General features: G+C 62.2%; 30 protein-coding genes and 1 tRNA gene. 18 read left to right on the top strand and 13 right to left on the bottom strand.

The genetic code is table 11. From position 1 onward, the window contains the following. Positions 1 to 60 precede the first annotated feature (60 nt). From NKH78_RS21435 to NKH78_RS21450, 4 genes are all read left to right on the top strand, one after another. Positions 61 to 525 (top strand): PaaI family thioesterase, encoded by a 465-nt coding sequence (locus NKH78_RS21435; RefSeq protein ID WP_352883900.1) that lies wholly within the window; start codon positions 61 to 63, stop codon positions 523 to 525. 214 nt (positions 526 to 739) lie between these two features. Continuing rightward, positions 740 to 1,204: a 50S ribosomal protein L13 gene (rplM, locus tag NKH78_RS21440; RefSeq protein ID WP_023674645.1), complete on the top strand. Its 465-nt coding sequence runs from the start codon at positions 740 to 742 to the stop codon at positions 1,202 to 1,204. Between the two features lies 1 nt (position 1,205). Then, the gene (rpsI, locus tag NKH78_RS21445; protein WP_352738314.1) at positions 1,206 to 1,688 is read left to right on the top strand and encodes a 30S ribosomal protein S9; all 483 of its coding nucleotides are present in this window, start codon (positions 1,206 to 1,208) and stop codon (positions 1,686 to 1,688) included. Positions 1,689 to 1,912: 224 nt separating this feature from the next. Continuing rightward, a complete protein-coding gene (locus NKH78_RS21450) occupies positions 1,913 to 2,443 on the top strand; it encodes a hypothetical protein (protein ID WP_352703095.1) in 531 nt (176 codons plus the stop codon). Positions 2,444 to 2,531: 88 nt separating this feature from the next. On the opposite strand, the gene NKH78_RS21455 is transcribed toward NKH78_RS21450, so the two are convergent. Next, a complete protein-coding gene (locus NKH78_RS21455; RefSeq protein ID WP_352703097.1) occupies positions 2,532 to 3,440 on the bottom strand; it encodes a LysR family transcriptional regulator in 909 nt (302 codons plus the stop codon). 94 nt (positions 3,441 to 3,534) lie between these two features. Here NKH78_RS21455 and NKH78_RS21460 point away from each other — a divergent pair, with 94 nt between their 5' ends. Beyond that, positions 3,535 to 4,419 carry an aldo/keto reductase family oxidoreductase gene (locus NKH78_RS21460; RefSeq protein ID WP_352738312.1) on the top strand — a complete coding sequence of 295 codons (885 nt, stop codon included), beginning with the start codon at positions 3,535 to 3,537 and terminating at the stop codon, positions 4,417 to 4,419. Between the two features lie 30 nt (positions 4,420 to 4,449). Here the strand turns inward: NKH78_RS21460 and NKH78_RS21465 are convergent, their stop codons facing one another. Then, the gene (locus tag NKH78_RS21465) at positions 4,450 to 5,508 is read right to left on the bottom strand and encodes a glycerophosphodiester phosphodiesterase family protein (RefSeq protein WP_352738310.1); all 1,059 of its coding nucleotides are present in this window, start codon (positions 5,506 to 5,508) and stop codon (positions 4,450 to 4,452) included. A gap of 305 nt (positions 5,509 to 5,813) precedes the next feature. On the opposite strand from NKH78_RS21465, the gene speB reads away from it, so the two are divergent. From speB to NKH78_RS21480, 3 genes are read left to right on the top strand one after another with little or no spacing between them, the layout of a single operon-like run. After that, positions 5,814 to 6,821 (top strand): agmatinase, encoded by a 1,008-nt coding sequence (speB, locus tag NKH78_RS21470; protein WP_352703104.1) that lies wholly within the window; start codon positions 5,814 to 5,816, stop codon positions 6,819 to 6,821. A gap of 29 nt (positions 6,822 to 6,850) precedes the next feature. Continuing rightward, entirely contained in the window at positions 6,851 to 7,777 is a 927-nt protein-coding gene (gene argC / locus NKH78_RS21475) for an N-acetyl-gamma-glutamyl-phosphate reductase (protein ID WP_352738308.1), read from the top strand. Next, the gene (locus tag NKH78_RS21480; RefSeq protein ID WP_352738306.1) at positions 7,778 to 8,617 is read left to right on the top strand and encodes an aminoglycoside phosphotransferase family protein; all 840 of its coding nucleotides are present in this window, start codon (positions 7,778 to 7,780) and stop codon (positions 8,615 to 8,617) included. Here NKH78_RS21480 and NKH78_RS21485 read toward each other — a convergent pair. After that, positions 8,607 to 9,701: a COX15/CtaA family protein gene (locus NKH78_RS21485; RefSeq protein ID WP_352738304.1), complete on the bottom strand. Its 1,095-nt coding sequence runs from the start codon at positions 9,699 to 9,701 to the stop codon at positions 8,607 to 8,609. The two genes, NKH78_RS21480 and NKH78_RS21485, sit on opposite strands and share 11 nt — an antisense overlap. A 151-nt stretch (positions 9,702 to 9,852) precedes the next feature. Here NKH78_RS21485 and NKH78_RS21490 point away from each other — a divergent pair, with 151 nt between their 5' ends. Continuing rightward, positions 9,853 to 10,080 (top strand): DUF2842 domain-containing protein, encoded by a 228-nt coding sequence (locus NKH78_RS21490; RefSeq protein WP_254817582.1) that lies wholly within the window; start codon positions 9,853 to 9,855, stop codon positions 10,078 to 10,080. Here NKH78_RS21490 and NKH78_RS21495 read toward each other — a convergent pair. Next, positions 10,077 to 11,135: a polysaccharide deacetylase family protein gene (locus NKH78_RS21495; RefSeq protein ID WP_352883906.1), complete on the bottom strand. Its 1,059-nt coding sequence runs from the start codon at positions 11,133 to 11,135 to the stop codon at positions 10,077 to 10,079. The genes NKH78_RS21490 and NKH78_RS21495 overlap by 4 nt on opposite strands. 89 nt (positions 11,136 to 11,224) lie before the next feature. On the opposite strand from NKH78_RS21495, the gene NKH78_RS21500 reads away from it, so the two are divergent. Then, positions 11,225 to 12,454, top strand: coding sequence for a GNAT family N-acetyltransferase (locus NKH78_RS21500; RefSeq protein WP_352650006.1), 1,230 nt, complete (start codon positions 11,225 to 11,227; stop codon positions 12,452 to 12,454). Positions 12,455 to 12,475: 21 nt separating this feature from the next. On the opposite strand, the gene NKH78_RS21505 is transcribed toward NKH78_RS21500, so the two are convergent. Continuing rightward, the gene (locus tag NKH78_RS21505; RefSeq protein WP_352738300.1) at positions 12,476 to 14,716 is read right to left on the bottom strand and encodes a GumC family protein; all 2,241 of its coding nucleotides are present in this window, start codon (positions 14,714 to 14,716) and stop codon (positions 12,476 to 12,478) included. Between the two features lie 255 nt (positions 14,717 to 14,971). Here NKH78_RS21505 and NKH78_RS21510 point away from each other — a divergent pair, with 255 nt between their 5' ends. The 7 genes from NKH78_RS21510 to NKH78_RS21540 all read left to right on the top strand — a co-directional run bounded on the left by NKH78_RS21510 (position 14,972) and on the right by NKH78_RS21540 (position 21,057). Further along, the gene (locus NKH78_RS21510) at positions 14,972 to 15,535 is read left to right on the top strand and encodes a polysaccharide biosynthesis/export family protein (protein ID WP_352689375.1); all 564 of its coding nucleotides are present in this window, start codon (positions 14,972 to 14,974) and stop codon (positions 15,533 to 15,535) included. Between the two features lie 12 nt (positions 15,536 to 15,547). Next, positions 15,548 to 16,672: a glycosyltransferase family 4 protein gene (locus NKH78_RS21515; RefSeq protein ID WP_352738299.1), complete on the top strand. Its 1,125-nt coding sequence runs from the start codon at positions 15,548 to 15,550 to the stop codon at positions 16,670 to 16,672. 115 nt (positions 16,673 to 16,787) lie between these two features. After that, positions 16,788 to 18,323 carry an undecaprenyl-phosphate glucose phosphotransferase gene (locus NKH78_RS21520; RefSeq protein WP_352738298.1) on the top strand — a complete coding sequence of 512 codons (1,536 nt, stop codon included), beginning with the start codon at positions 16,788 to 16,790 and terminating at the stop codon, positions 18,321 to 18,323. After that, positions 18,320 to 19,609, top strand: coding sequence for an O-antigen ligase family protein (locus tag NKH78_RS21525; protein WP_352703124.1), 1,290 nt, complete (start codon positions 18,320 to 18,322; stop codon positions 19,607 to 19,609). The genes NKH78_RS21520 and NKH78_RS21525 overlap by 4 nt, the downstream gene beginning before the upstream one ends. Positions 19,610 to 19,645: 36 nt before the next feature. After that, a tRNA-Pro gene (locus NKH78_RS21530) sits at positions 19,646 to 19,722 on the top strand. 827 nt (positions 19,723 to 20,549) lie between these two features. Beyond that, entirely contained in the window at positions 20,550 to 20,744 is a 195-nt protein-coding gene (locus NKH78_RS21535; RefSeq protein WP_254817574.1) for a hypothetical protein, read from the top strand. A 121-nt stretch (positions 20,745 to 20,865) separates the two neighbouring features. Further along, complete coding sequence (locus tag NKH78_RS21540) at positions 20,866 to 21,057, top strand: hypothetical protein (RefSeq protein WP_352477180.1); 192 nt, start codon at positions 20,866 to 20,868, stop codon at positions 21,055 to 21,057. A gap of 38 nt (positions 21,058 to 21,095) precedes the next feature. On the opposite strand, the gene NKH78_RS21545 is transcribed toward NKH78_RS21540, so the two are convergent. Together NKH78_RS21545 and NKH78_RS21550 are read right to left on the bottom strand one after the other, a co-directional pair. Beyond that, positions 21,096 to 21,554 (bottom strand): YbaK/EbsC family protein, encoded by a 459-nt coding sequence (locus tag NKH78_RS21545; RefSeq protein ID WP_352477179.1) that lies wholly within the window; start codon positions 21,552 to 21,554, stop codon positions 21,096 to 21,098. A 119-nt stretch (positions 21,555 to 21,673) separates the two neighbouring features. Continuing rightward, positions 21,674 to 21,952 (bottom strand): helix-turn-helix domain-containing protein, encoded by a 279-nt coding sequence (locus tag NKH78_RS21550; protein ID WP_023674515.1) that lies wholly within the window; start codon positions 21,950 to 21,952, stop codon positions 21,674 to 21,676. 317 nt (positions 21,953 to 22,269) lie between these two features. Here NKH78_RS21550 and NKH78_RS21555 point away from each other — a divergent pair, with 317 nt between their 5' ends. Continuing rightward, positions 22,270 to 22,461, top strand: coding sequence for a hypothetical protein (locus NKH78_RS21555; RefSeq protein ID WP_352689378.1), 192 nt, complete (start codon positions 22,270 to 22,272; stop codon positions 22,459 to 22,461). A gap of 126 nt (positions 22,462 to 22,587) precedes the next feature. On the opposite strand, the gene NKH78_RS21560 is transcribed toward NKH78_RS21555, so the two are convergent. The 6 genes from NKH78_RS21560 to NKH78_RS21585 all read right to left on the bottom strand — a co-directional run bounded on the left by NKH78_RS21560 (position 22,588) and on the right by NKH78_RS21585 (position 26,942). Next, positions 22,588 to 22,929 carry a hypothetical protein gene (locus tag NKH78_RS21560; RefSeq protein ID WP_352689380.1) on the bottom strand — a complete coding sequence of 114 codons (342 nt, stop codon included), beginning with the start codon at positions 22,927 to 22,929 and terminating at the stop codon, positions 22,588 to 22,590. Positions 22,930 to 23,003: 74 nt separating this feature from the next. Further along, the gene (locus NKH78_RS21565; protein WP_023674511.1) at positions 23,004 to 23,546 is read right to left on the bottom strand and encodes a MerR family transcriptional regulator; all 543 of its coding nucleotides are present in this window, start codon (positions 23,544 to 23,546) and stop codon (positions 23,004 to 23,006) included. A gap of 245 nt (positions 23,547 to 23,791) precedes the next feature. Next, positions 23,792 to 24,115, bottom strand: a complete 324-nt coding sequence (locus NKH78_RS21570) for an integration host factor subunit alpha (protein ID WP_023674510.1) — start codon at positions 24,113 to 24,115, stop codon at positions 23,792 to 23,794. A gap of 104 nt (positions 24,116 to 24,219) precedes the next feature. Continuing rightward, entirely contained in the window at positions 24,220 to 25,191 is a 972-nt protein-coding gene (locus tag NKH78_RS21575) for a beta-ketoacyl-ACP synthase III (RefSeq protein ID WP_352506495.1), read from the bottom strand. Between the two features lie 9 nt (positions 25,192 to 25,200). Continuing rightward, positions 25,201 to 26,271: a phosphate acyltransferase PlsX gene (plsX, locus tag NKH78_RS21580; RefSeq protein ID WP_352477175.1), complete on the bottom strand. Its 1,071-nt coding sequence runs from the start codon at positions 26,269 to 26,271 to the stop codon at positions 25,201 to 25,203. A 122-nt stretch (positions 26,272 to 26,393) separates the two neighbouring features. After that, positions 26,394 to 26,942, bottom strand: a complete 549-nt coding sequence (locus tag NKH78_RS21585) for a YceD family protein (RefSeq protein WP_352477174.1) — start codon at positions 26,940 to 26,942, stop codon at positions 26,394 to 26,396. Positions 26,943 to 26,980: the final 38 nt, after the last annotated feature.

Raw genomic sequence — 26,980 nt, forward strand, 5'->3', positions numbered from 1 at the left:
GCTGTTGCCAGAAACGCCACGTCGCGTTCATACATGCAGGGCGCAAACCGGGAGCCTGAAATGCCCGCCCACAGCAATCTCAAGCCGGTGCTGACGGCCGCCGAAATCAATGCGCTGATGGCGACCATTTTCCCGCAGCTCAACGACCAGTTCACCTTTTACGAGGCGTTGGAGGTGTTTCCAGGCGGCTGTGTCGTGCGACTCAATACCGACGAGCGCCATTTGCGTCCCGGCGGCACCGTGTCGGGTTCGGCGCTGTTCACGCTGGCCGACATAGGCGGTTATGTCTGCGTGCTCTCGCATGCCGGGCCGGATGCGCTTTCGGTCACCACCAGTCTCAACATCAATTTTGTCCGCAAGGCCGAGGGTGGTCCTATCGACGGCCATTGCCGCATCCTCAAGCTCGGCAAGAGCCTGATGGTGTTCGATATCGACATCGTCGCCGGCCCGGCGGGACACACGGTAGCGCACGCAACGGGCACCTATTCGATCCCGCCAAAGCGGATTGATGGTGTGGTAAAATAATACCTTTCATCCAAGGCATTGTTTTTGCTGGATTTTGATAGCTTGCTGACATTTCACGCGCCTTGACGCAGTCGCCGTCCTCTCCTATAAGCCCTCACGGAACAGCGGCCCGCAAAGGCCGCCGTTTTGTTATTGGCGGCGGGCAAGCGCCTTTCGCCAATCCAAGCAACAAGAAACGCCTTCTTTTGAAGGTCCGAACCGAAAGCAACAATTCATGGCAACCTTTTCGCAGAAGCCTGCGGATGTGGTGAAGAAGTGGGTGCTGATCGACGCCGAGGGTCTCGTCGTCGGCCGTCTCGCCACTGTCATCGCCAATCATCTTCGCGGCAAGCACAAGCCCACCTTCACCCCGCACGTCGACGACGGCGACAACGTCATCGTCATCAATGCCGACAAGGTGGTGTTCACCGGCAAGAAGTTCACCGACAAGGTCTATTACTGGCACACCGGCCACCCCGGCGGCGTCAAGGAGCGCACCGCGCGCCAGCTGCTCGAGGGTCGTTTCCCCGAGCGTGTCGTCGAGAAGGCCGTCGAACGCATGATCCCGCGTGGCCCGCTCGGCCGTCGCCAGATGAAGAACCTCCGCGTCTATGCAGGCACGGAACATCCGCATGTCGCCCAGCAGCCCGTCGTCCTCGACGTGGCCAAGCTGAACGCCAAGAACAAGAAGGTTTCGTAAGATGGCTGAGCTTTCCTCGCTCGCAGAACTCGGAGCTGCCACCGGCAATACCAACACCCAGCCGGCCGCACCCATCCATGTCCAGAAGCTCGACAAATCGGGCCGCGCCTATGCCACCGGCAAGCGCAAGAACGCCATCGCCCGCGTCTGGGTGAAGCCCGGCTCCGGCAAGATCGTCGTCAACGACAAGGTGTTCGCCGAATATTTCGCGCGCCCGGTGCTGCAGATGATCCTTAACCAGCCGATCATCGCCGCCAATCGCGCCGGCCAGTACGACATCGTTGCCACCGTCATCGGCGGCGGCCTTTCCGGCCAGGCCGGTGCCGTGCGCCACGGCATCTCCAAGGCGCTGACCTATTACGAGCCGGCGCTGCGCGCCGTGCTCAAGAAGGGTGGCTTCCTGACCCGCGACAGCCGCGTCGTCGAGCGCAAGAAGTACGGCAAGGCGAAGGCCCGCCGCTCCTTCCAGTTCTCGAAGCGTTAAACAGATACCTGTTTTCTATCGATTTTTTCAAAGGGGCTGCGTATTTCGCAGCCCCTTTTCTTTGTCGACATAGCAGTCCCGCATCTTCAGGTGACCTATCGTAATATTAGTAGTATCTTAATTACCGGCGCGTTCTATATCCCAGGGCAGCAGCCAACTCCACAGAGCGGGAGCTGTGCACGTTGCGACGCGCCGGTAACCCGACGCTCGCGAAGGAGGAGGCAATGCGCATCCATTCCAGCAGTGTGTTTCTAGCAGCTGTCGCCGCCACTTGGGCATTCGCCGCGCCTGCGGCCGACAAAAGCGACAAGCAGCTGATCGAGAATGCGATTAGAGCGGCACCGGCGGCTGTCGGCAAAAACGCCGCCGTCGTGAATTGGGAGATGAAAACGTTGAGGAAGGGCACCAACGGTTTCACTTGCATCCCGGACGACCCGGGCACTCCCGCCGACGACCCAATGTGCACGGATGAGAACGGGATGGCGTGGATGCACGCGATCATGTCCAAGAAGGAGCCGCCGGCAGGAAAAGTTGGTTTCGCCTACATGCTAAAAGGAGGCGATGCGGCCAGCAATACCGACCCCTTTGCAACCAAGCCGCCGGAGGGGGCCGAATGGCTGCATGATGGTCCGCACGTGATGGTCATGAACGCACCAGACATGATGGCCTTGTATCCCCACGAGCCGAACCCCACACAGCCATACGTCATGTTCCCCGACACGCCCTACGCGCACCTGATGATCCCAGTCAAATAGATCAAGCAAGACCTGCCGCGAAGCGTAGTGGCGGGTCACCCTGAGGGAAGGGAGCCGCGCTTATTTTCGGGCGCGACTCTTCCGGGTGTCAGGGCTGGCCGGCGGACGCCTTGATGAAGTCAATGAACGCCCGCAACGGCGCCGGCACGAGGCGCCGGCCGGGATAGTAAAGGAACGGCCCGGAGAAGCTCTGCCACCAGGGTTCAAGCAGCGGTTCGAGCGCTCCGCTCTCGAAGTGAGGACGTAGCCAATCCTCGAACAGGCTGATGATGCCCGTGCCGGCGATGGCTGCATCGACTTTGAGGTCAGTCGCCCCGCCCAGGGTCACGAGAAGCGGCCCCGTCGGGTCGACCCGCACCACCTCGCCGTCGCGCTCGAATTCCCACGGCGGCATCGCACGGCTGGCAAAGCGGCCGCGCAGGCAGGCGTGGCTGAGCAGGTCGCGCGGGTGTTGCGGCCGGCCATGACGATCCAGGTAGGCCGGGCTGGCGGCGGTGGCGAAGCGCTGCACGCGCGGTCCGATCGGCACAGCGATCATGTCCTGCTCCAGCCGCTCCTCATAGCGAATGCCGGCGTCGCACCCCGCCGCCAGCACATCGACGAAGCTCTCCTCCGAGATCACCTCCAACCGGATGCCTGGATAGGCGGCGAGAAAAGGCGGAACGATGCTGGGCAGTACCAGCCGCGCCGCGCTGACCGGCACATTGAGGCGCAACGTACCTGCCGGCCTGTCGCGAAAGCCGTTCACTACGTCGACGGCCGACTCCACCTCGGTCAAGGCAGGACCGAGCCGCGCCAGCAGGCCTTCGCCGGCTTCCGTTAGGACAACGCTGCGGGTCGTCCGGTTGAGCAGCCTGACACCGAGCTGCGTCTCCAGGCGCCGCACCGCCTCGCTCAAGCCGGACGCACTGCCGCCGCTGGCGCGTGCCGCATCCCGAAAACCTTTGGCGCGCGCTACGGCCACGAAGGCGTTCAGGTCCCCGAGATCAATCTGCATTGTTCGTCATTCCGCACAGCCCGTGCGAATTGTACCCAATTATCATGAGATCGGACAGCGTCTATCTGTGCACCGTTCCTGAAGGAGAAAGACAATGTCCAGTATCGACCAGTCCGGCACATTCATCTTCGGCGACCGCAAAGTCAGACGGCTCGGCTACGGCGCCATGCAGCTCGCAGGGCCCGGCGTCTTCGGCCCACCAAAGGACCACGACGCGGCATTGGCCGTGCTGCGCGAAGCCGTTGCACAAGGCGTCAACCACATCGACACCAGCGACTTCTATGGCCCGCACGTGACCAACCTGTTGATCCGCGAAGCGCTCGCACCCTATCCTGACGACCTCCTTATAGTCACCAAGATCGGCGCCAGGCGCGGCCAGGGCGGATCGTGGCTGCCGGCCTTCTCGGCCCAAGAACTCACCCAGGCGGTGCACGACAATTTGCACAATCTCGGGCTCGACGTGCTGGAGGCGGTCAACCTTCGGATCATGTTCGACGCGCATGGCCCCGCCGAAGGGTCGATCGAGGCGCCGCTTGCGACGCTCGCCGAGCTTCAGCGACAGGGCCTCGTGCGCCACATCGGGCTGAGCAACGTCACCGCTGCGCAGATCGCCGAAGGCCGCAGGATTTGCAAGATCGTCTACGTGCAGAATCAGTACAATCTGGCGCATCGGGGCGACGATGCCTTGATTGACGATCTCGCCCGCGACGGCATCGCCTATGTGCCGTTCTTCCCGCTTGGCGGCTTCAATCCGTTGCAGTCGTCGACCTTGTCCAAGGTCGCCGCACGCCTCGGCGCCACGCCCATGCAGGTCGCGCTCGCCTGGCTGCTTCGCCGCGCGCCCAACATTCTTCTGATCCCAGGCACGTCTTCCGTCGCGCATCTCAGGGAGAACCTCGCCGCGGGCGATCTCGCGTTGTCCGAAGATGCGATCGAGGAATTGGACAGTATCGCCGGCAATGTCCCCGCTCACGCGTAGCGCCGCAATCGCTCCGGGTCGTGCCGGGCGTTAGTTAATGCTAGCCGTATTCGCCGGCTCGGCCGGGCGCTTCTCACCGGCGTAGGGCACGCGAAAACCGTTCGCCGCCAGCCAACCGATGGCCGCCTTCGGTTCGTCAGTCTGGATGATGGTGGCGCCGCGCTCGACCCAGAAGCCATAAGTCTCGCGCGGCAGGCTGCCCGCAACCGCCAGCTCGTCGCCGCGACCGCCGGCGAGGAAGCCGCCTGGCTTGTTGACGATGGCATAGGTGTCGGCCCAGATGTGCCAGTCGCCCCTCACCGCCAGCGCGCGCATGCGCGGGCTGAACAGCGGGCCGCCGGTCTCCGTCAGCGTCTCTGATCCCATGCGCCAGTTGATCATCTCGACTGCGCGCATCGGGAAGGCCCGGCTCAATTCCTCGGCAAACATGGCGTCGCGAACCGCGTCATCGGCGATGATCGGCATGAACTGGAAGCCGCTGCCGATCTCGGCCATGGCAGCCTTGACCCTGGCGATCCTCTCCGCATTCCACAGGTTCTCTTTGACGATCACCTGTTCGGCCATGCCGAGATCGCGGGCGACGGCGACCATGCCGGCGAGGCTTCGGGTGTCGAGCTTGTTGTCGAGGTTGACGAGAATCCTGTCCCTGGTCGCCACCAGCATCTCGCGCAACGTCGAGACCGTCTCGCCCGTAACGGCGCCGGTGCCTTCGATCACCAATCGGCAGGTCTTGAGTTCGGCCAATGTGCGGTTGACCACCTCGCCCTTGCAGGTCGTGGTGCGGTCAAGCCAGCTGTCATGCATGACGACGAATTCTCCGTCCTTCGAGCGCCTGATGTCGACCTCGACGATTTCGGCGCCCATTGCGATCGACGCCTCGACGGCGGCGATCGAGTTTTCGGGATAGAGCGTCTTGCCGGCCTGCATGCCGCCGGCGCGGTGCGCGGCCACCATCACATGGTCGCGCCATTGGTTGGCGTGCTCGAAACGATCGAGAATCTGCCTGGCGCGCGTTTCACCCGCCAATGCCTGGCCAAGGGAGACCACCAGCGCCGCGGAAAGCAGAAGGCTCAGCCAAATCGTTCGCATGAGACAAGTCGTTCGCACGAGAATCGCTCCGTACCGGGATCGCACCCCGGTTAAGCGATGCCCGTGACAGGCAGGTGAACGAAGCCGGCTTCGCAAACGCAGGAAAATCAGATCAATGCCGGCCGAAGCAGCCGTTGGCGGCTACTTTCGGTTATTTACCAGGCAATCTCCGGGCCGGCCATGCGGGGTTCGTCTGGCGAGCAAGGATTTGTGACCGGATCGAATGGCCGTGATCCTCCGCAGGGGTCGCAATTCTGAGAATTATGTCCAATAAGGTTGCGCGTCGACGCACAGGAGATCGCTTCATGCCGCCAAGGACCATCGATCACGCCTTCACCACCCGCTCCAGGACAGGCGCGTCGTTTGAGCCGACCTATGCCGGCGCGCTGTCGTTCATGCGGCGCAAATATTCGAAGGACGTGAAGGGCGCCGATGTAGTGGTGTGGGGCATTCCCTTCGATGCGGCGGTCACCAATCGGCCGGGCGCTCGTTTCGGACCGCAGGCGATTCGCCGCGCCTCGGCCATCCTCGACAACGATCCGCAATATCCGTTTTCGCGCGACCTGTTCGAACAGCTTGCTGTGATCGACTTTGGCGATTGCCTGCTCGACAGCGGCAATCACCAGAAGACGCCTGCCACGATCGAGCGCGAAGCGGCGAAGATCTTGAAATCCGGCGCCTTTCTGCTTTCACTCGGCGGCGACCATTTCGTCACCTGGCCGCTGCTCAAGGCGCATGCCGCCATCCACGGCCCGTTGGCTCTGGTGCAGTTCGACGCACATCAGGACACCTGGCCCGACGACGGCAAGCGCATCGATCACGGCTCCTTCGTTGGCCGTGCGGTCAAGGAGGGCATCATCGATCCCGACCGCTCGATCCAGATCGGCATCCGCACCCATGCGCCCGACACGTTCGGCATCAAGATCCTATATGGCCATGAAGTGGAGGAAATGCGGGCGTCCGACATCGCCTATGCCATCGTCGACCGTACGGGCGGCAAGAAGACCTACGTCACTTTCGACATCGATTGTCTGGATCCAGCTTTTGCGCCCGGCACGGGAACGCCGGTCGCGGGAGGCCCGTCTTCGGCAAAGATCCTGTCGGTACTGCGCCAGATCAACCAGGTCGATATCGTCGGCGCCGACGTCGTCGAGGTTGCGCCAGCCTATGATCACGCCGATATAACGGCAATTGCCGGCTCGATGGTGGCCATGCACTATCTCGGGCTGCTGGCGGAACGAAAGGCCCGGCTCGAGGACATGAACCAGGGCAATCACAGCGTTGCCGGATTGAATCAGGCAAGCGGCATATAGCTTTGAGATAACAGGAATTTTGGCAGGCAATGAAACCGAAAATCTTCATCGACGGCGAGCACGGCACCACCGGTTTGCAGATAAGGGCGCTGCTTGCCGAGCGCAGCGACCTGGAAATCATCTCCATCCCGACCGAACGCCGCAAGGAAACGGCAGCGCGCGCCGAGTTCCTCAATGCCGCCGATGTCGCGATCCTCTGCCTACCGGACGCGGCCGCCAAGGAAAGCGTTTCGCTGATCGCCAATGACACCACCAAGGTGATCGACGCCTCGACGGCGCATCGCGTCGCCGAGGGCTGGGAATATGGTTTTGCCGAAATGGACAAGGAACAGGCGAAGAAGATCGCTTCGGCGAAGCGCGTCGCCAATCCGGGCTGCTGGCCGCAAGGACCGATCGCGACACTGCGGCCGCTGGTTGCGGCGGCGCTGTTGCCGGCCGATTTTCCGGTCACCGTCAACGGCATTTCCGGCTATTCCGGCGGCGGCCGGCCGATGATCGAGGATTATGTCGCCAAGGGCGAGGATGCGCCGGAATTCCTGCCCTATGGGCTGACGCTGCAGCACAAGCACGTGCCTGAGCTCAGGACCTATGCCAAGCTTTCGCACGATCCGATCATGCAGCCGGCAGTCGGCAATTTCGCGCAAGGCATGATCACCGTGGTGCCGCTGCAACTCGGCGGCCTCGACCATGTGCCGACCGGCGCGGAGCTTCATGCGGCAATCGCCGATCATTTCGCTTCCATGGATGGCGGCGTGGTCGAGGTGGCGCCGTATCTGCATCAGGAACGCATGCCCGACATCGATCCGGAGATCTACAACGGCACCAACCGGATGAAGCTCTATGTCTTTGCCAATGATAACAGGGCGCAGGCGCTGCTGATTGCCGTCTACGACAATCTCGGCAAGGGCGCCTCGGGCGCCGCTGTGCAGAACATGGATCTGATGCTCGGCCTTTGAATGGATGCGCCGAGATTTCCAAAGCGCTGGAAGGTCGGCGCGCCGGAGCTCATTGCCGAAACGTTCGGTAGCCGCATCTGGAAAGTTGTTCGCGAGGGCGGCTCACCGGCAATCGTCAAGGATCTAAAGCCTTTCGACGATGTGGAGGACGAGTTGCGTGGCGAGCATTTCCTCGCCTGGCGACGCGGCGAAGGCGCGGTGCGGCTGCTCGGCCGCGACGGCCACCGCATGCTGCTCGAATACGCCGGCGAAATCTCGCTGTCACAGATCATTGCGGATCAGGACGACAATGCCGCCACTGCCATCGCGGCCGAGGTGATGGCAAGACTGGTCTCGCCGTCGAAGCACGCTGCCCCGCCGGACCTTCAGCCGTTGCGGAGACGGTTTTCCAGCCTGTTCAAAAAGGCGAAGGCCGATCGCGCCGCCGGCGAAAAGAGCCTGTATGTCGAAGCTGCCGAAATCGCGGAACGGCTGTTGTCCAATCCGCACGATGTACGGCCGCTGCATGGCGACCTGCATCACGACAACATCATGCACGGTCCACGCGGCTGGCTGGCGATCGATCCGAAGGGCGTCCTCGGCGACCCGGGTTTCGACGCCGCCAACATGTTGTACAACCCACTCGACCGAGATGATCTTTGCCTCGATCCGAGGCGGATCGCCCATTTGGCGCAAGTCTTTGGCGCTACGCTCGGCCAGACGGGGCCTGCCGTACTGGACCACGCCGTTGCCTATGGCTGCCTGTCGGCTGCATGGCACCATGAAGATCGCAATGCGGTCGACGAAAACCGCGAGCTGGCGATTGCCGCGGCAATCCGGCGGGTGCGGCTCAGCCTCTGAGAGCGATCTCGTGGGGCAGCGGGTAAGCGCCCTTGGTACCGCGCCAATGCGCGGCGGCGAAGCCCAGCAGAACCAGCGCGAATGCCTGATGCGTCAGGGCCATGTGCAGCGGCACCTGCATCAATAGGGTGCCGATGCCGATCGATGCCTGCACCACGACAATCAGGAACAGCAGCGTCGCGCGTCGGGCATGCGTCGTGCCGGGAAGACGCCGGCGTGTCGCAATCATGTGCCAGAGCGCGACCGCGAAGATCGTGTAGGCGCCGATCCGGTGGACGAACTGCACCGTCTTCGGATTTTCAAAGAAATTGCGCCATGCCGGCTCGAGCAGCAGCAGGTCGCCGGGGACCAGCTTGCCGTCCATCAGCGGCCAGGTGTTGTAGCTCAAGCCGGCGTCAAGCCCCGCGACCAGCCCGCCGAGATAGATCTGGACCAGCGCCAGCAGCACCAGGAAGCCGGCCAGACGTTGCGTCGAGCGATCGGCGGCAGGCTCCGAGTGCGGCGCCAGCCCGCGCGCGACAACCATGGTCGCCGTGAAGATCAGCGCCGCCAGCGTCAGATGCGTCGCCAGCCGGTATTGGCTGACCGAAACCCGGTCAACCAACCCGGACGCCACCATCCACCAGCCTATCGCGCCCTGCAGCCCGCCGAGCAGGAGGATGCCCGACAATTTCGTGCCGAGGCCCCGCTCGATGCGGCGCGTCACCCAGAAGAACAGCAGCGGCACGGCGAAGACCACGCCGACACTACGCGCCAGGATGCGGTGCACCCATTCCCACCAGAAGATCGACTTGAACGCCTCGATGCTCATGCCCTTGTTGAGTTCGGCATATTGCGGGATCTGCTGGTAGCGCAGGAACTCCTCCTGCCACTCGGAATCGTTTAGCGGCGGGATGACCCCGTGAATCGGCTGCCATTCGGTGATCGACAGGCCGGAATCGGTGAGCCTCGTAGCGCCGCCGACCACCACCAGCGCAAACAGCACGAGCAGCACGACATAGAGCCAACCGCGCACCAGTGCACGATTGCGAAGGTCTCGATCGCGGGCGGCGAAAGGCGCGTCGTCGGATATGGCAGCAGCCATGGGTTTGTCCCGGCAGTTGAAGTCGCGGATTGGTGAACCATCGCAACCCGGCTTGCAAGGCCGGGCGACGCGGCACGCCGTCGCGCCGTTCCTGGCGGGTTGCGCGCATTCGCCGTTCGGCCTAAGCGATAGCGATCAACGAGATCGCGCCATGCCCATTCGCCTGAAAAAGCTGATCGGAAGCTTCCTGCTGGTAGTGCTGGTCGTCGTCTATGCGCTGGTCGCCTCGATCGTCGCGGTCGCCCAACTGTCGCAGTCCGGGCCGCTGGCGCACTTCATCTTCTTCCTGCTCAGCGGGCTTTTGTGGGTGCTGCCGGCGATGGGCATCATCAAGTGGCTGATCCTGGAGCCGCGGCCGAAGGGCCGAGGCAACAGTTAAATCGTCACCACCGTCTTGCCGGCATTGGCCAGCGGCGTCGTCACGCCCGACAACATGGTTCGGATGTGGGCGATGCTCTGATAGCGGCCGTTGACTGAAATGCGCGGCAGGGCATGCAGGAACCCCGCATGCTCGGCGCGCAGTACGCCGTGGCGGGTCGTCACCGCCGACGCATAGCCGGCATCGCGGACAAGGCCCACTTCGCGGCGGCCGACTGCGCTGGCATGACCGTAGGGATAGGCGAAATGGCGCGGCTCCTCGCCGAGTTTGGCCTGCAATATGCGCTTGACGTCGCCGATCTCATGCCGCGCGTCGCTCTCGGAAACCCGCTTCAGATTGCAATGATTGACGCTATGCGCGCCGATCGTCACCAGCGGGTGTCCGGCCATGGTGCGGATCTCGTCCCAGTTCATCAGCGTGCTCGGGCGCGGACCGCCCAACTCGATGCCGTTCGAGCGCGCCAGATCGCGCAACACCGCACGCTGGTCGTGCTCGTGCACCTTCAGCGTCAGATAGGCGTTCAGGCGCGCATTGGCCTGGACCTTTTTTCCCCGATTCGAGCAGTCGATCGTCACCGGGCCGTCCGGCGTCGTCAGCGTCAGGCGATCGCGCGCATTGACGATATCCTCAACCACGTCCCACCACAGATCGGCAGCGCCGTCGATCAGTCCCGGCGCGACGTAGATGGTGATCGGCGCGCCGTGCTTCTCCAGCACCGGCAGCGCCTCGGTCATGTTGTCTCGATAGGCGTCGTCGGCGGTGATCGTCGCGAACTGGCCGTCCTTGTCGCCGGCCTTGATGCGCTCGATCGCCTCGTCCAGCGTGACGAACCTGTAGCGGTTCGCCTTCATGTCGGCGATCACGATATCGAGGAACCCAGGCGCGATGTTCAAGTGGCGGTTGACGCCGTTCGGCTTTTCCGGCGTCGCGGTGACCCGATGCAGCATCAGGATTACGCCAAGGCCGCCGATAAACGGCTTGGCCAGCGGCGCGAGACCGGAATAGCGGGCGAGATTGAGCGCCAGTTTGCGAATTGCCTCGCCCCCGTCGATCATTCATTCACCTTTTGCGCCTAAGCTCATCAAGCATGGAATGCGCCTGCGCGGACCCCCAATCGCGACGAATACGCCCTAAGGATTGAGGTATGGTTGACGCCACCGCGTCATTTGACGGCAATCGGCTGGCAAGCAGCGAGGCGTCGCCGTATACCTTGCCGGCCGGCAAAGCCGGCTTGTCGATCTCGGTTGCCGATAGTGCGGCGCTGGCGGCGTACGCCGAATTCTGCCGTTCGGCGCTTTTTGCCCCGGCGCAGAGCGCAGGCTGGATCCTGAACTGGGCCGCACATACCGGCGCCGACGTTGTCGTTGCGACGCTGCGCGCCGACAACAGGCCGGTTTTCTCGTTGGCGCTGGAGGTCACTCGCAGTGGAGCGTTCCGCGTCGCCCGGTTCATGGGCGGCCGCCATGCCAACGGCAATTTTGCCGCCGCCGACCCGCAATGGCTGGCGAATGCCGATAACGCGGCGATCCGCGCTATGCTGGCTGCGATTGCCAAGGTGCGGCGTGATATCGATCTTGTTGCGCTAGAGCGGCTGCTGCCCGATCTCGACGGCGTTGCCAACCCGCTCTCCGCCTTGCCGCATTTTTCGAGCCCCAATCTGTCTCTGGCCGCCGGTCTTGTAGGAGGGTTTGATGCATTGCTCACCCGCGTGAGCGGCAAGCGCAGGCGCAAGAAGCATCGCTCGCAGGCGCGCAAATTCGGGGCCGTCGGCAGCCATTGCCGCATCGAGGCGAGGACTGCGGACGAGGTGAACAGGCTGCTCGACGCCTTTTTCGAGATGAAGGAATTTCGCTTCCGCAAGATGGGCATCGCCAATGTTTTCGGTGAAGCGGAGGTGCGTGCTTTTTTTCGCTCGCTGTTTACCGACGCGCTCCAAGAGGAAGATCCGTCCTTCGTGCTGCATGGGCTGGAAGTCGCCGGCAAGCTTCGTGCGGTCACCGGATCGAGCCGCTCGGGCAAGCGGCTGATCTGCGAATTCGGGGCGATCGCCGAGGACGAACTCGCACACACCAGCCCCGGCGACTTCCTGTTCTTCGAGAACATCCAGGAAGCCTGCGAGGCGGGTTTTGAAATCTATGATTTCTCGGTCGGTGACGAACCCTACAAGCGATTGTGGTGCGATGTCGAAACGCAACATTTCGAGGCGCTGGTTCCGCTGACGCTGAAAGGTCGCGCGCTGGCGCTTGCGCTCAGGCACGGCGCAAGCCTGAAAGCATTCATCAAGCACAGCCCAATGGTCTGGAAGCTGACCAAGCTGCTGCGCCGCAAGGCCGTGGGCCAGACAGCACCGGCCGCAGGCGAAGACGACAGCTGATTTCGATTTGAGAAAAATGCCTCAGGCCGCCGAGCGCCGTCCCGGCATTGGCCCCGGCGCCACATGGCCGATTGGCGTGACCAGCGTCAGGTCGGGATAACCGCTCTCGATGAGCGCGACTGCGGCTTGCGTCACCTGGTCGTCCGGCTCCAGCATGGAGAGCAGCACCTCGGTGCCCTCGCCCACCAGGCGGCTGATGCCTTGCGCGTCGGCCGGCCCGCATTCGACCACAACCAGATCATAGGCCGTGGTTAGCGACTGCATGATGATCGGCAGCCGGTCGGCGGCGCGCATGGCACGGACCGGATCGGCTGTGCCGACGGGAATCACGTGGCAATCCGAATAAAGATCGGGGTGGATCACATCGCTGAACTGCGCTTGCGAGGCGAGCAGATCGGTGATGCCCGGAAACAGCCCGCTGTCCAGCATCGGCCGCGAGGCAGCACCCGAAGCGGTGAGATCAAGCAGCAGCACGCGTAGCCCAGCGTCGGAGACTGCGCGCGCCACCAGCACCGCCGAGGCGGCCGCCTCGTCGCCTTCCGGTGACACGAATATGGCCCGGGCTGCACCGGTGGCGATCAGTTTTTCCGCGGCCTTGTCGATGTCGATCTCGCCGAGGATAGAACGTGCCGGTTCAATGTCTCCAGCAGCCATTTCAGAGTACTCCGGTTCGATTTTCTCGGCAGCCGCTTCCGCCACCGTGACGGGTTCCGGCTCCACTTTGGTTTCAATGATACTGTCGTCGTCGGTCTCGGCGACTGCCGGTTCGGACCGGGCAACGGGCGGGTCGGGTTCGGCCAATGCCCGTTCGGCCTGGACAGCCGGCATCGCAACCTGCTCGATGTGTTCGAAATGGGCACCGGCGGCCGGACGCATGGCGCGGCCGGAAAACAGTTCCTGCAGCAACGTGACGATCGCCATGATGAGCAACGAGCCGACAAAGGCCGCCCCGACAATCGGACCAATCTTGGGGAAATAGGGTTCGGTCGGCGCCCGGGCCTCCGAAAATAGGCGAGCGTCGACAGGCAGGTAGTTGCGATCCTTGCGTGCGGCCGCCTGGAGATAGCTGGACGAGTAGAGATCGAGTTGCTGGCGCTTGGTCGCGGCATCGCGCTGCAGCGCATCGAGTTCCACCTGCTCTTCGCCGGCGCGGGCGGACGCGGCCTTCAGCGTGTTGACGTCGGCCACGAGTTGAGCCTCGCGCGCCTTCGCCGTCTCGGCCTGCGCCATCAGACCCTTCATGATCTTTTCCGCTTCGTTGCGGATCTGGCGGTCGAGATCGGCGAGTTGCGACCTCAGCGCCCGGATGCGCGGATGGTTGTCGAGCAAGGTGGTGGAAAGGTCGGCGATGTTGTTCTTGAGTTCGACTTGGCGCTCGCGCAGGCGCTGGATCAGTTCGGACGACAACACCTCCGGAACGGCATCCAGTGAGCCGCCACTGCGCAACGCCCTGCGCACGCTGTCGGCGGTCGCTTCCGCTGAAGCGCGGTTGGCGCGCACCCGTGACAATTCGCTCGACAATTCGGACAGCTGCTGGGTGGCAAGCACCGAATTGTTGCCGCCCATCAAAAGATCGGACTGGGCACGGAATGCGGCAACCTTGGCTTCCGCCTCCTTCACCCGATTCTGCAGATCCGCGATTTCCGGCGCCAGAAAGTCGGTGGCGGCGGAATTCGATTCGAGCTTGGCGTTGCCCTTGGAGGCGATATAGGCGTTTGCAATCGCGTTCGGGATCGCGGCGGCAAGCTGTGGATCCTCCGACGAGAACTCGATCGCGATCGCACGGGTTTTTTCGACGCCATAGACGTTGAGCTTCTCATGCATTGCGTCCAGCACGCGCTCTTCAAGAGGGATCTCGAAGGGATCGCTTTTCAAGCCAACGAGGACAAGGGCGCGGCTCAGCGCCGACATCTTCAGCGCCTCGTCGAATTCGGGCAATTTTGCGAGGTTGAGCTTCGCCGCTACCTGCTTGAGGATGTCGGGGGACGAGATGATCTGGACCTCGGTGGCCACAGCCTCTTCGTCGGGAATCGACCGCTCGTTGCCGTTGGCGCCGGCTGGCCGCGTGAACTCCGATTCTCGAGGCCCGATCTCCAGCTTGGCTGCCGCCTTGTATTCGGGCGTTGCAAGCCAGGCGAGCGCAAAGGCCAGGCCGGTTACAACCAGCGCGACGACAAGGATGCGCAACCAGTTTCGCGCCAGGCTGGCGAAAAGCTGCCTGAGATCGATGTCGACATCTGCGGCCGCGGATTGAACGGACATGCATCCCTGCTCCGGTACTGAGTCAGCATGCACCGTAAACAACTATGGTAACTCAGCCGTTAATATCGCGGTAAGAACCTGTTAGTCTCTACTAACAAGCCGCAAACAAGAGGCTGAAAACGATCTGCATTTGTCGATCCGGCCCGTACCGGCCGCGCGCCTTTACCGGCCATTAACCCTAACAGGACGATAACCGAGCTCGATCGTTAAGGTTTGCCGCAGAGTCGCCGGCTATTCAAAGGTACGTGTCCGCTCATGAAAAGCATTGCTCCCCTTTTCCGCGCGCTGCTTGCCGTATCGATGCTTTCGGGCTGCTCCAGCTACCGGCCGACGCCGGCCGCATTCCATGAAGTTCTCGACCAGCCCTATCGCCTCGGCGCCGGCGACCGCGTCCGCGTCACAGTGTTCGAGCAGGAAGGATTGACCAACACCTACAGTGTCGACCAATCCGGCTATCTCTCGCTGCCGCTCGTCGGCAACGTGCCGGCGCGCGGCCACACCGCCCAGCAGCTCGAGGGCGAGATCGCCGAGAAACTGCGCCAGGGCTATTTGCGGGATCCTGACGTTTCTGTCGAAATCGATCGCTACCGACCGATCTTCGTCATGGGTGAAGTGGGTGCGGCGGGCCAGTATTCCTATGTTCCGGGCCTGACCGTGCAGAAGGCCGTCGCCATCGCCGGCGGGTTCACGCCACGCGCCAACCAGGAGAGCGTCGACATTACCCGCGACATCAACGGCAAGGTGATAACCGGACGCGTGGTGACCTCCGACCCGCTACTGCCCGGCGATACAGTCTATGTTCGCGAACGCCTGTTTTGATGTGCTGACCAAGTGGCGGACACACTCAGGATCGTCCACTGCTTTCGCTCACCGGTCGGAGGCATCTTCCGGCATGTGCGCGACCTGACCGAGGCTCAGGTCGCCGCCGGCCATGCCGTCGGCATCGTCTGCGATTCGACGACGGGCGGCGATTTCGAGGAACGGCTGTTCGAACAGATGAAGGGCAGCCTGGCGCTCGGCATTCACCGCACGCCGATGCAGCGGCATGTCGGGCCAGGCGATCTCGCCTCGGCCCGGCGCACCTATAGGATCATAAAAGAATTGCGGCCGGACGTGCTGCACGGGCATGGCGCCAAAGGTGGCGCCTATGCCCGTCTGTTCGGCTCGTTGTTGCGGGTATCCAGGTCTCGCGTAGCCCGCCTTTATTCGCCGCATGGCGGCTCGCTTCACTATGACGAGACCACCGCCATGGGGAAGCTGTTCTTCGCGCTCGAGCGCTTCATGGCTCGCTTCACCGATTGCCTGCTGTTTGTTTCCGACTATGAGCGACGGACTTATCGCAGGAAGGTCGGCGAGCCGCCCATTCCGAACGCTCTCGTCCACAACGGCCTGCGCGCCGCCGAGTTCGAGCCGGTGCGGACCGAGCACGATGCGGTTGACCTCCTCTATATCGGCATGATGCGAGACCTCAAAGGCCCGGACATCTTCATCGATGCGCTGGGGCTAGCCGCAACACGGCTCGGCCACCCATTGAAGGCGCTGATGGTCGGCGACGGCGACGACCTGCCGCGCTATCGCGCCCAGGTGAGTCAGCGTGGCCTGGACGTCGGCTTCCTGGCGCCGATGCCGGCCAGGCTAGCCTTCACGCTGGCCAAGCTGGTCGTCGTTCCCTCGCGCGCGGAAGCCATGCCCTATATCGTTCTGGAAGCGCTCGCCGCCGGCAAGCCGATCATCGCGACGTCAGTCGGCGGCATACCGGAAATCTTCGACACCAGCTCGCCTGCCCTGATCCGGCCCGACCCGCGCGAACTTGGCGACAAGATAAGCGCCGCATTGGCCGATCTCGACACCTACAAGGGCCTGATGCCCGGCATCGCCGACCTCAAGGCACGATTCGGCGCCGATGTGATGGCCGCCGAAATCGAAAAGGCTTATTTCGCCGCGCAAAAAAAATAGGGCAACGGGCTCCACCGGGCTACTCCTGGTGAAAGCGTCTCCAAAGCCATCTGTTGTTTCAAGGGTTTCTTAGCTCTCTTTTGCTATTCACCTGAGGGAAACCTGCGGACGCCCCATGAACGAAATCGACCCCGCGCGCCGTTTTTCGCTAGACGCGGTGCGCAAATTCAACGCCCCTGCCGAGAACAACACGGCCGGCGGCATGAACGACGTCGCCCGCCAGGTCGCCTCGCAATACCGGCGCGATACGATGTCGCCGATCATGGTGAGCGGCGTCCTGCGCATGGTGGAATTCGCGCTGCTGTTGGTGTCAGGTCTTGCCGTCTATTTCTATTACGTCGGCTTTTTCAACTATCTTGCCTGGCAATATTCACTGACGATCGCCGCCACCTCGTTCCTCGCGGTCGTTCTGCTAGACGTCACCGACTGCTACCAGATCGTCGCGCTGATGCGGCCGATCGCCAATTTCGGCCGGCTCCTGCTGGTCTGGGCCGGAACGTTCGCCTTGATGGCGCTCACCGCCTTCACCATGAAAATGTCGGAAGACTATTCGCGCCTGCTCTTCGGCACGTGGTTTGTTGTTGGCTTCGTGCTGATCCTGGGTCTCCGCCTGGTGATGTCGAAGCTGATCCGGCGCTGGGCGCGCGATGGGCGGATGGAGCGCCGCGCCGTCATCGTCGGTGGCGGCAAGGCGGCGGAGGTACTGATCCGCTCGGTCGAAAGGCAGCCCTACAACGACATCCGCATCTGCGGCATCTTCGACGACCGCGGCGACAAGCGGTCGCCGCCGGTTGTCGCCGGTTATCCCAAGCTCGGTACAATTTCCGAACTCATCGAATTTGCCCGCATCGCGCGCATCGACATGCTGATCGTATCACTGCCGCTGACCGCCGAATCGCGCGTGCTGCAGTTATTGAAGAAACTGTGGGTGCTGCCGGTCGACATCCGGCTGTCGGCGCATTCGAACGCGCTGCAGTTCAGGCCGCGCGCCTATTCCTACATCGGCTCGGTGCCGATGCTAGATATCTTCGACAAGCCGATCAACGACTGGGATTCGGTCGCCAAGCGCGCCTTCGACATCGTCTTTTCGATCATCGGCATCATCGTGTTCTCGCCGGTGATGCTGGCGACCGCGATCGCGATCAAACTCGACAGCAGGGGGCCGGTATTGTTCCACCAGAAGCGGCACGGCTTCAACAACGAGATCATCGAGGTCTATAAGTTCCGGTCGATGTACACCGACAAGGCGGACCCGACGGCGAAGCAGACCGTGACAAAGAACGATCCGCGGGTCACCCGCGTCGGCCGCTTCATCCGCAAGACCTCGATCGACGAATTGCCACAGTTCTTCAATTCGCTGTTCGGGTCGCTGTCGCTGGTGGGTCCGCGCCCGCACGCCATTGCCGCGCAGTCGCACAACCTCCTCTACAATGAGGTGGTCGACGGCTATTTCGCCCGTCACAAGGTCAAGCCCGGTGTGACCGGCTGGGCGCAGATCAATGGCTGGCGCGGCGAGATGGACACCAACGAGAAGATTCGCATGCGGACGGAATACGACCTGTATTACATCGAGAACTGGTCGCTCCTGTTCGACCTCAAAATCCTGTTCCTGACGCCGATCCGCCTGCTCAACACGGAAAACGCATATTGAGCGCGACGGCCTATGAATTGCCGGCGGCGGCGGTCAACGCCAAGCTGATCGCACTGATTGCGTCAGGGGCGGTTTTCCTCGGCGTCTTCCTGTCCGGCTTCGTCATTGCCGAGCCGGCACCGTACGACGTCTATATGATCGGGCTGATCGTGGTGTGGCCCTTGTTCGGAATGCGCATACAGCGCGCGGGGGTACCGCTTCTGGTGCTGCTGTTGATCATGAACATCGGCGGCATGATCTCGATGACGCAGATGTCGGACCTCGCCGGCACGCCGCTCTATCTCGCCGTCTCGCTGTTCCTGGCCTTAACCGCGGTTTTCTTCGCTTCGGTAACGGCGGTCCGGCCCAGTCTCTATCGGGTGATCTTCGTCGCCTATGTGGTGTCGGCGGTGCTGACTTCGCTGGTCGGCATAGCCGGCTATTTCCATGCCTTTCCGGGAGCCGAGATCTTCACCAAATACGACCGCGCCGCCGGCGCGTTCCAGGACCCGAACGTGTTCGGGCCTTTCCTGGTGCTGCCGGGCGTCTACGTGCTCTATCTGCTGCTTACCGGCTCGGTCGCGCGCATGCCTGTATTGGCGGTGCCGCTGCTGATCATCACCGCCGGCATCTTCTTTTCCTTTTCGCGCGGCGCCTGGGGCATGTTCGCCGTTTCGGCGGTCCTGCTGACCGGTGCCTTGTTCCTGCAGAGCGCCAGCGGCAAGTTCCGGCTGCGCGTCGTCGTCATGACCATCGCCGCCGTCGGACTGCTGGTCATCGCAATGATCGTCATCCTGCAACTGCCGGGCGTCGCCGAGATGTTCTCGAACCGCGCACAGCTTGAACAAAGCTACGACACCGCCCGCCTCGGCCGCTTCGCCCGCTACACGATCGGCTTTCAGATGGCACTGGAGCATCCGTTCGGCATCGGCCCGCTCGTCTTCGGCAAGATGTTCGGCGAGGACACGCACGACATCTGGCTGAAGATGCTGATGGATTACGGCTGGCTCGGCTTCGTGTCGTTCCTGACGCTGACGTGCTGGACGATCGCCGCCGGCTTCCGCATTCTGCTGCGCGACCGGCCGTGGCAGCCTTATCTTCTATGCGCCTACGTCGCCTTCATCGGTAATATCGGGCTCGGCACCTTCATCGACATCGACCACTGGCGCCATGTCTACCTGCTGCTTGGCTTGATCTGGGGTGCCATCGCGCTCGAATACCGCCACCAGTGGCAGCTGCGGGCGGCGCAGCGACCGGCAATGCCCGTTGCTGTCGCTTCAGGCAGGACAGCAACCGAATTCGGTTGACCGGACCCAGTCTATCACGATACATCGCGACCGGTCCGGAGTGTAGCGCAGCCCGGTAGCGCACTTGACTGGGGGTCAAGGGGTCGTCGGTTCGAATCCGGCCACTCCGACCATTAAAATCCAAAGGCTTAGCCAGTTTTCCCCCAAACTGGGCTGTACAGACAATAGCCGCACTGCAGCCAGCGCAACGTACGCAGGCGCGTGATCTCATCGAAGAATCGATCACGATCACTCGTGCGCGAGGCACGGAGGCTGGCGGCTAGCCAGAAGCCCACCGAGAAACCGCGCGACAGTGGCTAGGCGACGTTTGCTGCGTACGCCAACCTTTATCGTGAGCCCGTATTCCAGCTTCAATAAGAAAAGGTCCCGCCGCACATGCCAGAACGGCGGGACTCGATCAGGCGCCTTGCATCAGGCAGGGGTGACTCGGGGGTTTGGGCATGCCCGGTGCGCGCGGATCGTAGTGAACCCTAGGCCCATCCGCTGCAATGCGTCCACCAACCGTCGGTTGGAAAGAACTAAATCAATCCCGATGGCTGGCCTGGCCTGAACAGGCGTGCTCAAGGCTCAGTTTCTTCCCGCGGAAGAGCTTTTTGGTCAGGACAATCAGGATAGGGCAATTCTTCACACGGAGGGGGCCTGTGGCCAACTCTGCCATAATGTTCCGCGAGTTTTGCGAAACCGTAGGCGAAGGCGAAGAGAAGCGCGAGGATAACCGCTATTCGGACGGCCATACCGTATTGTAGCAGGATCCTCGCATTGGAGCGCGCCGCGTTTTGGTACGTTTGAATGTTGAGTTCGAAAAACGTTGGCTTTATTTGAATTGCCGTCGTCCGCAGTTGTAAGGGCGAGCGGACGCTACGAAGATGCCACGCGCTTTCGCCCTTAGGGGAGAGATGCAATGTCGCTTCAAGGGGTTGCCTGTCCTGCCGAGCTGACCATGTTGACCAAGGCACTTGATGCCCGATGCCGTGAACTAGGCCTCGCTGACGGCGATCCAGGCAGAGAAGTGCTCGGCCGCAGGGTGATGGATTTGTTCGAAAGTGGTCAGCTCAGCGCCGAAGACCTGAGACTGGCTCTGAGCGGCGAGATCTTTAACGCCAAAAATCCTCCGGCCGGAGCCAGTGGGCTTTGATACGGCAAGCGGCTATCCGCGCAGCCATTTGAATTACTGGGCCAGCGTGTGAACAAATGTGATTTGGCCGTTGGTGCCAGACGGGCTAACTTTGCCCATCGAACGAACGAGGAGAATGATCATGAAGACATTCCTCGCAATAGCCGCGGCACTGACCATGTCCATATCAGTTGCCTCTGCGGATTGCCCCGCGCATTCAAAGGTCCAGGCATCGGTCGACACGCAGACGACAGCGAGCGTCGAGAAGGCCGATATGTCGACTGTCACGGACGCTCAGACGATCAAGAAAGAAGAGCCACAGAAGACCGAGTAGCGGTAACGCTCAGCGGATCCCACGACCCGGATAAACGGCTACTGGCACACATCCACCCACTCGGCGTCGACGAGTTCGGCCAGGCGTTGCGGGCTGAGCCGTACGGCGGCATTCGTCGCGCCTGCCGCCGGGACGACCTCGTCAAAGGCGCGCAGCGAGATGTCGCAGTAGACCGGGAGCGGCGCCGGTAGGCCGAACGGGCACACCCCGCCGACGGGATGACCGGTCGCGGCAAGCACCTGTTCGGCGTCCAGCATTCGCGCCTTGCCACCCAACCGGTCCTTGAATTTGCGATTGTCCAGCCTGGAGATCCCGCTGGCCACGATCAGCATCGTCTGGTCGCCGACGCGCAAGCAGATCGTCTTGGCGATCTGCGCCGGCGCTACGCCATGCGCTTCGGCGGCCAGAGGCACTGTCGCCGAGCTGGCTTCCGTGACGATAACGTCGATGTCGGGCGCGTGTGCGGCGAAAAAGGCGCGAACGGATTCGAGGCTCATCTCCGGCAATTTCCGTCTGGCGTCACCGTGGCCGCCGGCAAGTCCACTACCTGGCCGAAAAAACGAAGCCCGCCAGGGCGACCCATGGCGAGCTCGTGGAATAAAAGCATGACACGTCGCTACGACACGGATCGCCTTTTGGCAGGCAACACGGCTTCGTCAAACAGAGCGCTTTCAGGAAGTTGAAGCGCGGAGGCAATACGCCGACGTTTCGAGGGATCGGCATCCTTGCCGCTTTCAATGTCGGCAATCTCATAGGCTGCCAGCCCGCACGCCAGGGACAGCTCTTCGATGCTGTATCCACGGGCTTCCCGGGCGGTTCGGACGGCACTGCGTTCAGGCGTAACCGCGCTCGCCGCCAGTTCGGAGTAAGGTTCGCGTTTTGCTATTTGGGGCATTGGCAACTCCGTGGGATGAAAGAGTTAGATCAAATCATGTTGTTGCCTGAGACGATCGGGAGAATGCCCGCTCGCCGGTGATTTGCCAAGCATCAAAGATAGCGTCACGGCATCGTGAACCGACGCCGGAATGGATGGCGGATGCCGGCGCGCCGGCATCTGGCCGGATCCTCAGCAGACACAGTTCGGAAACAAAATTCTACAGGCCGGAAAAACGGCCGAAAAACTCCAAGGCGATAGTCCCAACCGCACCGATTGGGTCACCGACCTGAATCAGTGACGCTCAATTTCCGCTTGCGCAAAAAGGAAACGATGTCATGAACAAGCCTCTTCTCTCCGCCCTTGGACTTGCAATCGCACTTGCCCTCTCGATGCCGATCATCGGCGCAAGCAACGCGAATGCAACGACGATGCACACCACCGTCAAGAAGCATCACCGCCATCACTACCATCACCGCGTCCACCACTACCGCCACCATCACAAGAAGGTTGTCGCGAAGAAGTACTGAAAACACCCTCGGGCGAACAACCCGCAATCAGGCGTTCTGGTGCTTGATCAAGGGCGGCGTGCTTGCCGGGCTTTCCGTGTCGGCGAAAAATGGCGGCGGTCCGCTGACCACCGCCATTTGCTTATCTCAACGTGCCGATCTTGAACGCGCCCGCGGTGCTTGTTGCTGCCGGCCGCCGAGGAACAGACTGGCGACGAGCCCGACCAGAACCAGTCCGACAGCGGCCGCCGTCGCCGGGTGATCTCGGGCGGTCTTCTCGATCGCCCGGCCTTGCCTTCTGATTGCCGGCAAAGCGTCGCCGAGGCGCTCAGTGATATCCGAATAATAATCCGATGCGGTATCGCGCCCGTCTTCGTAAAAGGCGCCGCCCCGCTTTAACACGGCTTTCTTCAAGGTGGCCAGTTCCCTGGTCAGGGCCGCGACCTGCTTGTTCAGATCGGTGTCGGAGATGCTCGAAAGCGATGGCATGACGTGCTTCCTTCATATGTAGAAGGAAGCCTAACGCATGACCCTGAAGACCGTTCCGGTCAGCCCGGCGGGCTCTAGCGAACCTGATCGAGCAGGCGCTTGCATTCCAGGAGGTCGAACAGTGCCTCCTGCAGCAATGCGCGATTGTCACGGGAAAGCTTTGACGTGTCCGGCGGAACCGGACCTTCCTCGTCGGTCTTGCCGATGCCGAAAAAACGACGGCTGGGTTTCACCCTCGGTTGGCCGACCAGCATTTCGTCGTCCGGGCCGCGCGGCTGCGCCGCTTGCGTCAGCGGTACCGTGTCAGCCTGTCGGCGCTGCGAGATCGCCTCGACCGCCGCCATGTCGCCACTGCCGACGGCGATCAGAAACTGGTTGCCGTTCTCGCGCAACAGCTTCTGCACGCCCTTGATCGTATAGCCCTGGTCGTAGAGCATATGACGAATACCCTTGATCAATTCGACGTCCTGCGGACGGTAGTAGCGGCGGCCGCCGCCGCGCTTCATCGGCTTGATCTGGTTGAAACGCGTCTCCCAGAAGCGCAGCACGTGCTGCGGCAAATCCAGATCCTCCGCGACCTCGCTGATGGTGCGGAAAGCATCAGGGCTCTTGTCCATGGGCGAATCCTCACGCTAGAGCATGATCGCGAAAGGCGGGAACCGGGTTCGGGCGACATCACACTTAACAAGGAGAGCAGCTTTCCGTCCCGCCGGAACGGATCACACCCAAATACCGATCCGGCGTACCGAATCGCATCTTATTTCAGCGGTTTATGAAACAATATTCAAGCCCGGCGCAAAAGCAGGGTTCGCTTTTCAACCGAAGCCTGGAGCATGATTCTTGGCAAAGGGGGATTGGGCGGCTACTTGCTGCCCTTGACTTTGCTGTTTTGATGGGAGCGCAGGATACGGTTCTTCAGCACGTTCGACGACTTGAAGGTCATCACCCGGCGCGGCAGGATCGGCACTTCCTCGCCGGTCTTGGGATTGCGCCCGATGCGCTCGTTTTTGGAGCGCACGTGGAAGGTCGCGAAGGACGACAGCTTCACCGTCTCGCCGCGAACGATCGCCTCGCAGATCTCATTCAGCACCGCCTCGACAAGCTCAGCCGATTCAGTACGCGACAGCCCAACCTTGCGGTAAACGGCTTCGGCGAGGTCGGCGCGCGTAAGTGTCTTTCCCCCCATACGAACCGTCCCATCAGCTCAAAAACATAAATCGATACAAGCAACGGCAGAACCTAAGTAATTGATCCGTCAAGGTCAAGGACCCGAACCCGATAGTTCGGCACTTACCAGCGGAGCAGGACCGCGCCCCAGGTGAAGCCGCCGCCCATCGCCTCAAGCAGTACCAGGTCACCCGTTTTGATGCGACCGTCGGCGACGGCCGCGGACAGTGCCAGCGGCACGGAAGCAGCGGAGGTATTACCGTGCAGATCGACGGTCACCACCACCTTCCGCTCCTCTATCCCGAGCTTTTTGGCCGAAGCGTCAATAATTCGTTTATTGGCTTGATGCGGCACGAACCAGTCGAGATCGGCGGCGCTGATGCCGGCCTGTGCGAACGTCGCCTCGATGACGTCGGTGATCATGCCGACCGCATGCTTAAACACTTCGCGGCCTTCCATCCTGAGGTGCCCGACCGTTCCGGTGGTCGACGGCCCACCGTCGACGAAAAGCTTGTCCTTGTGGATGCCGTCGGAGCGCAGGCTGGCCGCCAGAACGCCTCGGTCGGCGATGCCGCCTGCTCCCGTGCCTGCTTCCAGCACCATCGCGCCGGCGCCGTCGCCGAACAAAACGCAGGTCGAGCGGTCGTTCCAGTCGAGAATGCGCGAAAATGTTTCCGAGCCGATCACCAGCACCCGTCTGGCCAAGCCGCCGCGGATATAGAGGTCGGCGGTCGTCACTGCATAGACAAAGCCGGAGCAAACCGCCTGCAGGTCGAAGGCAAAACCGTGGTGCATGCCGAGCCGGTTCTGGATCTCAACCGCGGTCGCGGGAAAGGTGTTGTTGGGCGTCGAGGTCGCCAGCACGATCAGGTCGATGTCGTCCGCCATCAGGCCGGCGCTGTCGAGGGCTGCGCGCGCCGCCGCCTCGCCCAGCGAGGCCGTCGTCTCGTCGTCGGCCGCGATGTGGCGCTGGCGAATACCGGTGCGCTGGACAATCCACTCGTCCGACGTCTCGACCATGCCTTCGAAATCGGCATTCTTCATAATGCGGCGGGGCAGCGCGGCGCCCGTGCCGCGCACGACTGATCTGATCAATGCTCTTTCCTATTCCTTTGCGTCGATGACGACGTCGGATTTCCGGATTGTCTGGGCATTCGGATTGCGGGCATGGAACAGGTCGAGATCGGCTTCGATGCGGTCAAGCAGATTGTTGCGTACCATGTCGTAGCCAAGCTCGATCGCCGCCGCAAAGCCATCCGAATCAGCCCCGCCATGGCTTTTCACCACGATGCCGTTCAACCCGAGGAAGACGCCGCCATTGGAGCGGCCGACATCCATCTTCTCGCGCAGGCGATTGAAGGCGGTCTTCGCGAAGATATAGCCGATCCTGGCCATCAGCGTCCGGTTCATCGCCGCGCGCAGGTAGCCGGCGATCTGCCTGACCGTGCCTTCCGCCGTCTTCAGCGCGATGTTGCCGGCAAATCCTTCGGTAACGACGACGTCGACACTGCCCTTGCCGATGTCGTCACCCTCGACAAAGCCATGGTAGTTCATCGAGGCCATGTTGGCCTCGCGAAGCATGCGGCCCGCCTCCTTGACCTCCTCCTGACCCTTGATCTCCTCGACGCCGACATTGAGCAGGCCGACGCTCGGCCGTTCGATGCCGAAAACCGAGCGCGCCATGCCGGTGCCCAGAATGGCAAAATCAACCAGTTGATGCGCATCCGCGCCGATAGTGGCGCCGACGTCCAGCACCACGCTTTCGCCGCGCAATGTCGGCCAGAGCGCTGCGATTGCCGGGCGATCGATGGTCGCCATGGTGCGAAGGCAGAACCTGGACATTGCCATCAGCGCCCCGGTATTGCCGGCTGAGATGCAGGCGTCGGCAGTGCCTGCCTTGACCGCCTCGACGGCCTTCCACATCGATGATTTCCAGCGACCATGGCGCAGCGCCTGGCTCGGCTTGTCGTCCATCCGGACTGCGATCTCGCAGTGGATGAACTCGCTCACGTCCGCCAGCTTGGGGAATTTGGCGAGTTCGGGCCGTACCACTTCTTCGCGCCCATAAATGACGAAGCGTATGTCCGGACGGCGGGTGGCGACAGTCATGAGCGCCGGGATGACCACGCTTGGCCCGTGATCGCCGCCCATGGCATCGATGGAAATCCTGATCACGCGGTGTTATCTCACGGTTGCTTGGCCAGCGGGCTTGCCAAGGTACGGGGCTCGCGAAGGTTCGGCGAAAATAACGGTTTTGGGCTGCCGCACAACCAACTTTTCTCAAATTGGATCAGCTATCAGGATTTTCCCAACAGTGATCTGAGCTTTTGCTGGAATTCATTCTCCACAGGCTCGGCATCGCCGGCGGCCTCCAGCGACACACCGGGCTTGCGCGGATAGGGATCGATCGCCAAGCCAAAGAACTGTTCGGCAAGCGCCCCGACGTCGATGGCGTCGCCGGAAAAGGTCTCCGGGCTGTCCGGCCCTTCGGCGTCGAGCAGGATCTCACCGCCGCCGTCGAAACCTTGCCGCCCGAGCTTGGATTGCTCCGGCAGGAACAGCGCTTCGACCGGCTCGTCGATATGCGCCTTGACCGGGTCGAGGGTGACGATGCAGGCCTGCGTTACATCGGCCTCGACATGGCCGCTGACTTTCACCCCGTTGCGCTTCCAAGGCTCGACCAGGAGTTCGGCGCGATAGTTTTCGACCGAAAGCAGCTCGTGCTCGGCGGCCAGCAGGGCGCGCTGCCCGGCGTCGGCATCGATCACCACCGGCAGCCCCTTTTGCGGCAGCCGAGCGACATTTGCCCGGAATGACACTGGGCTGTGGATATCAGGACGTTTCATGTTCGCCTCCACTTCGCCATCTTCATTCGGCCTGCCGC

It is taken from the genome of Mesorhizobium sp. M0910, from assembly GCF_040319465.1.
In the GTDB taxonomy this organism is placed as follows: Bacteria; Pseudomonadota; Alphaproteobacteria; order Rhizobiales; family Rhizobiaceae; genus Mesorhizobium.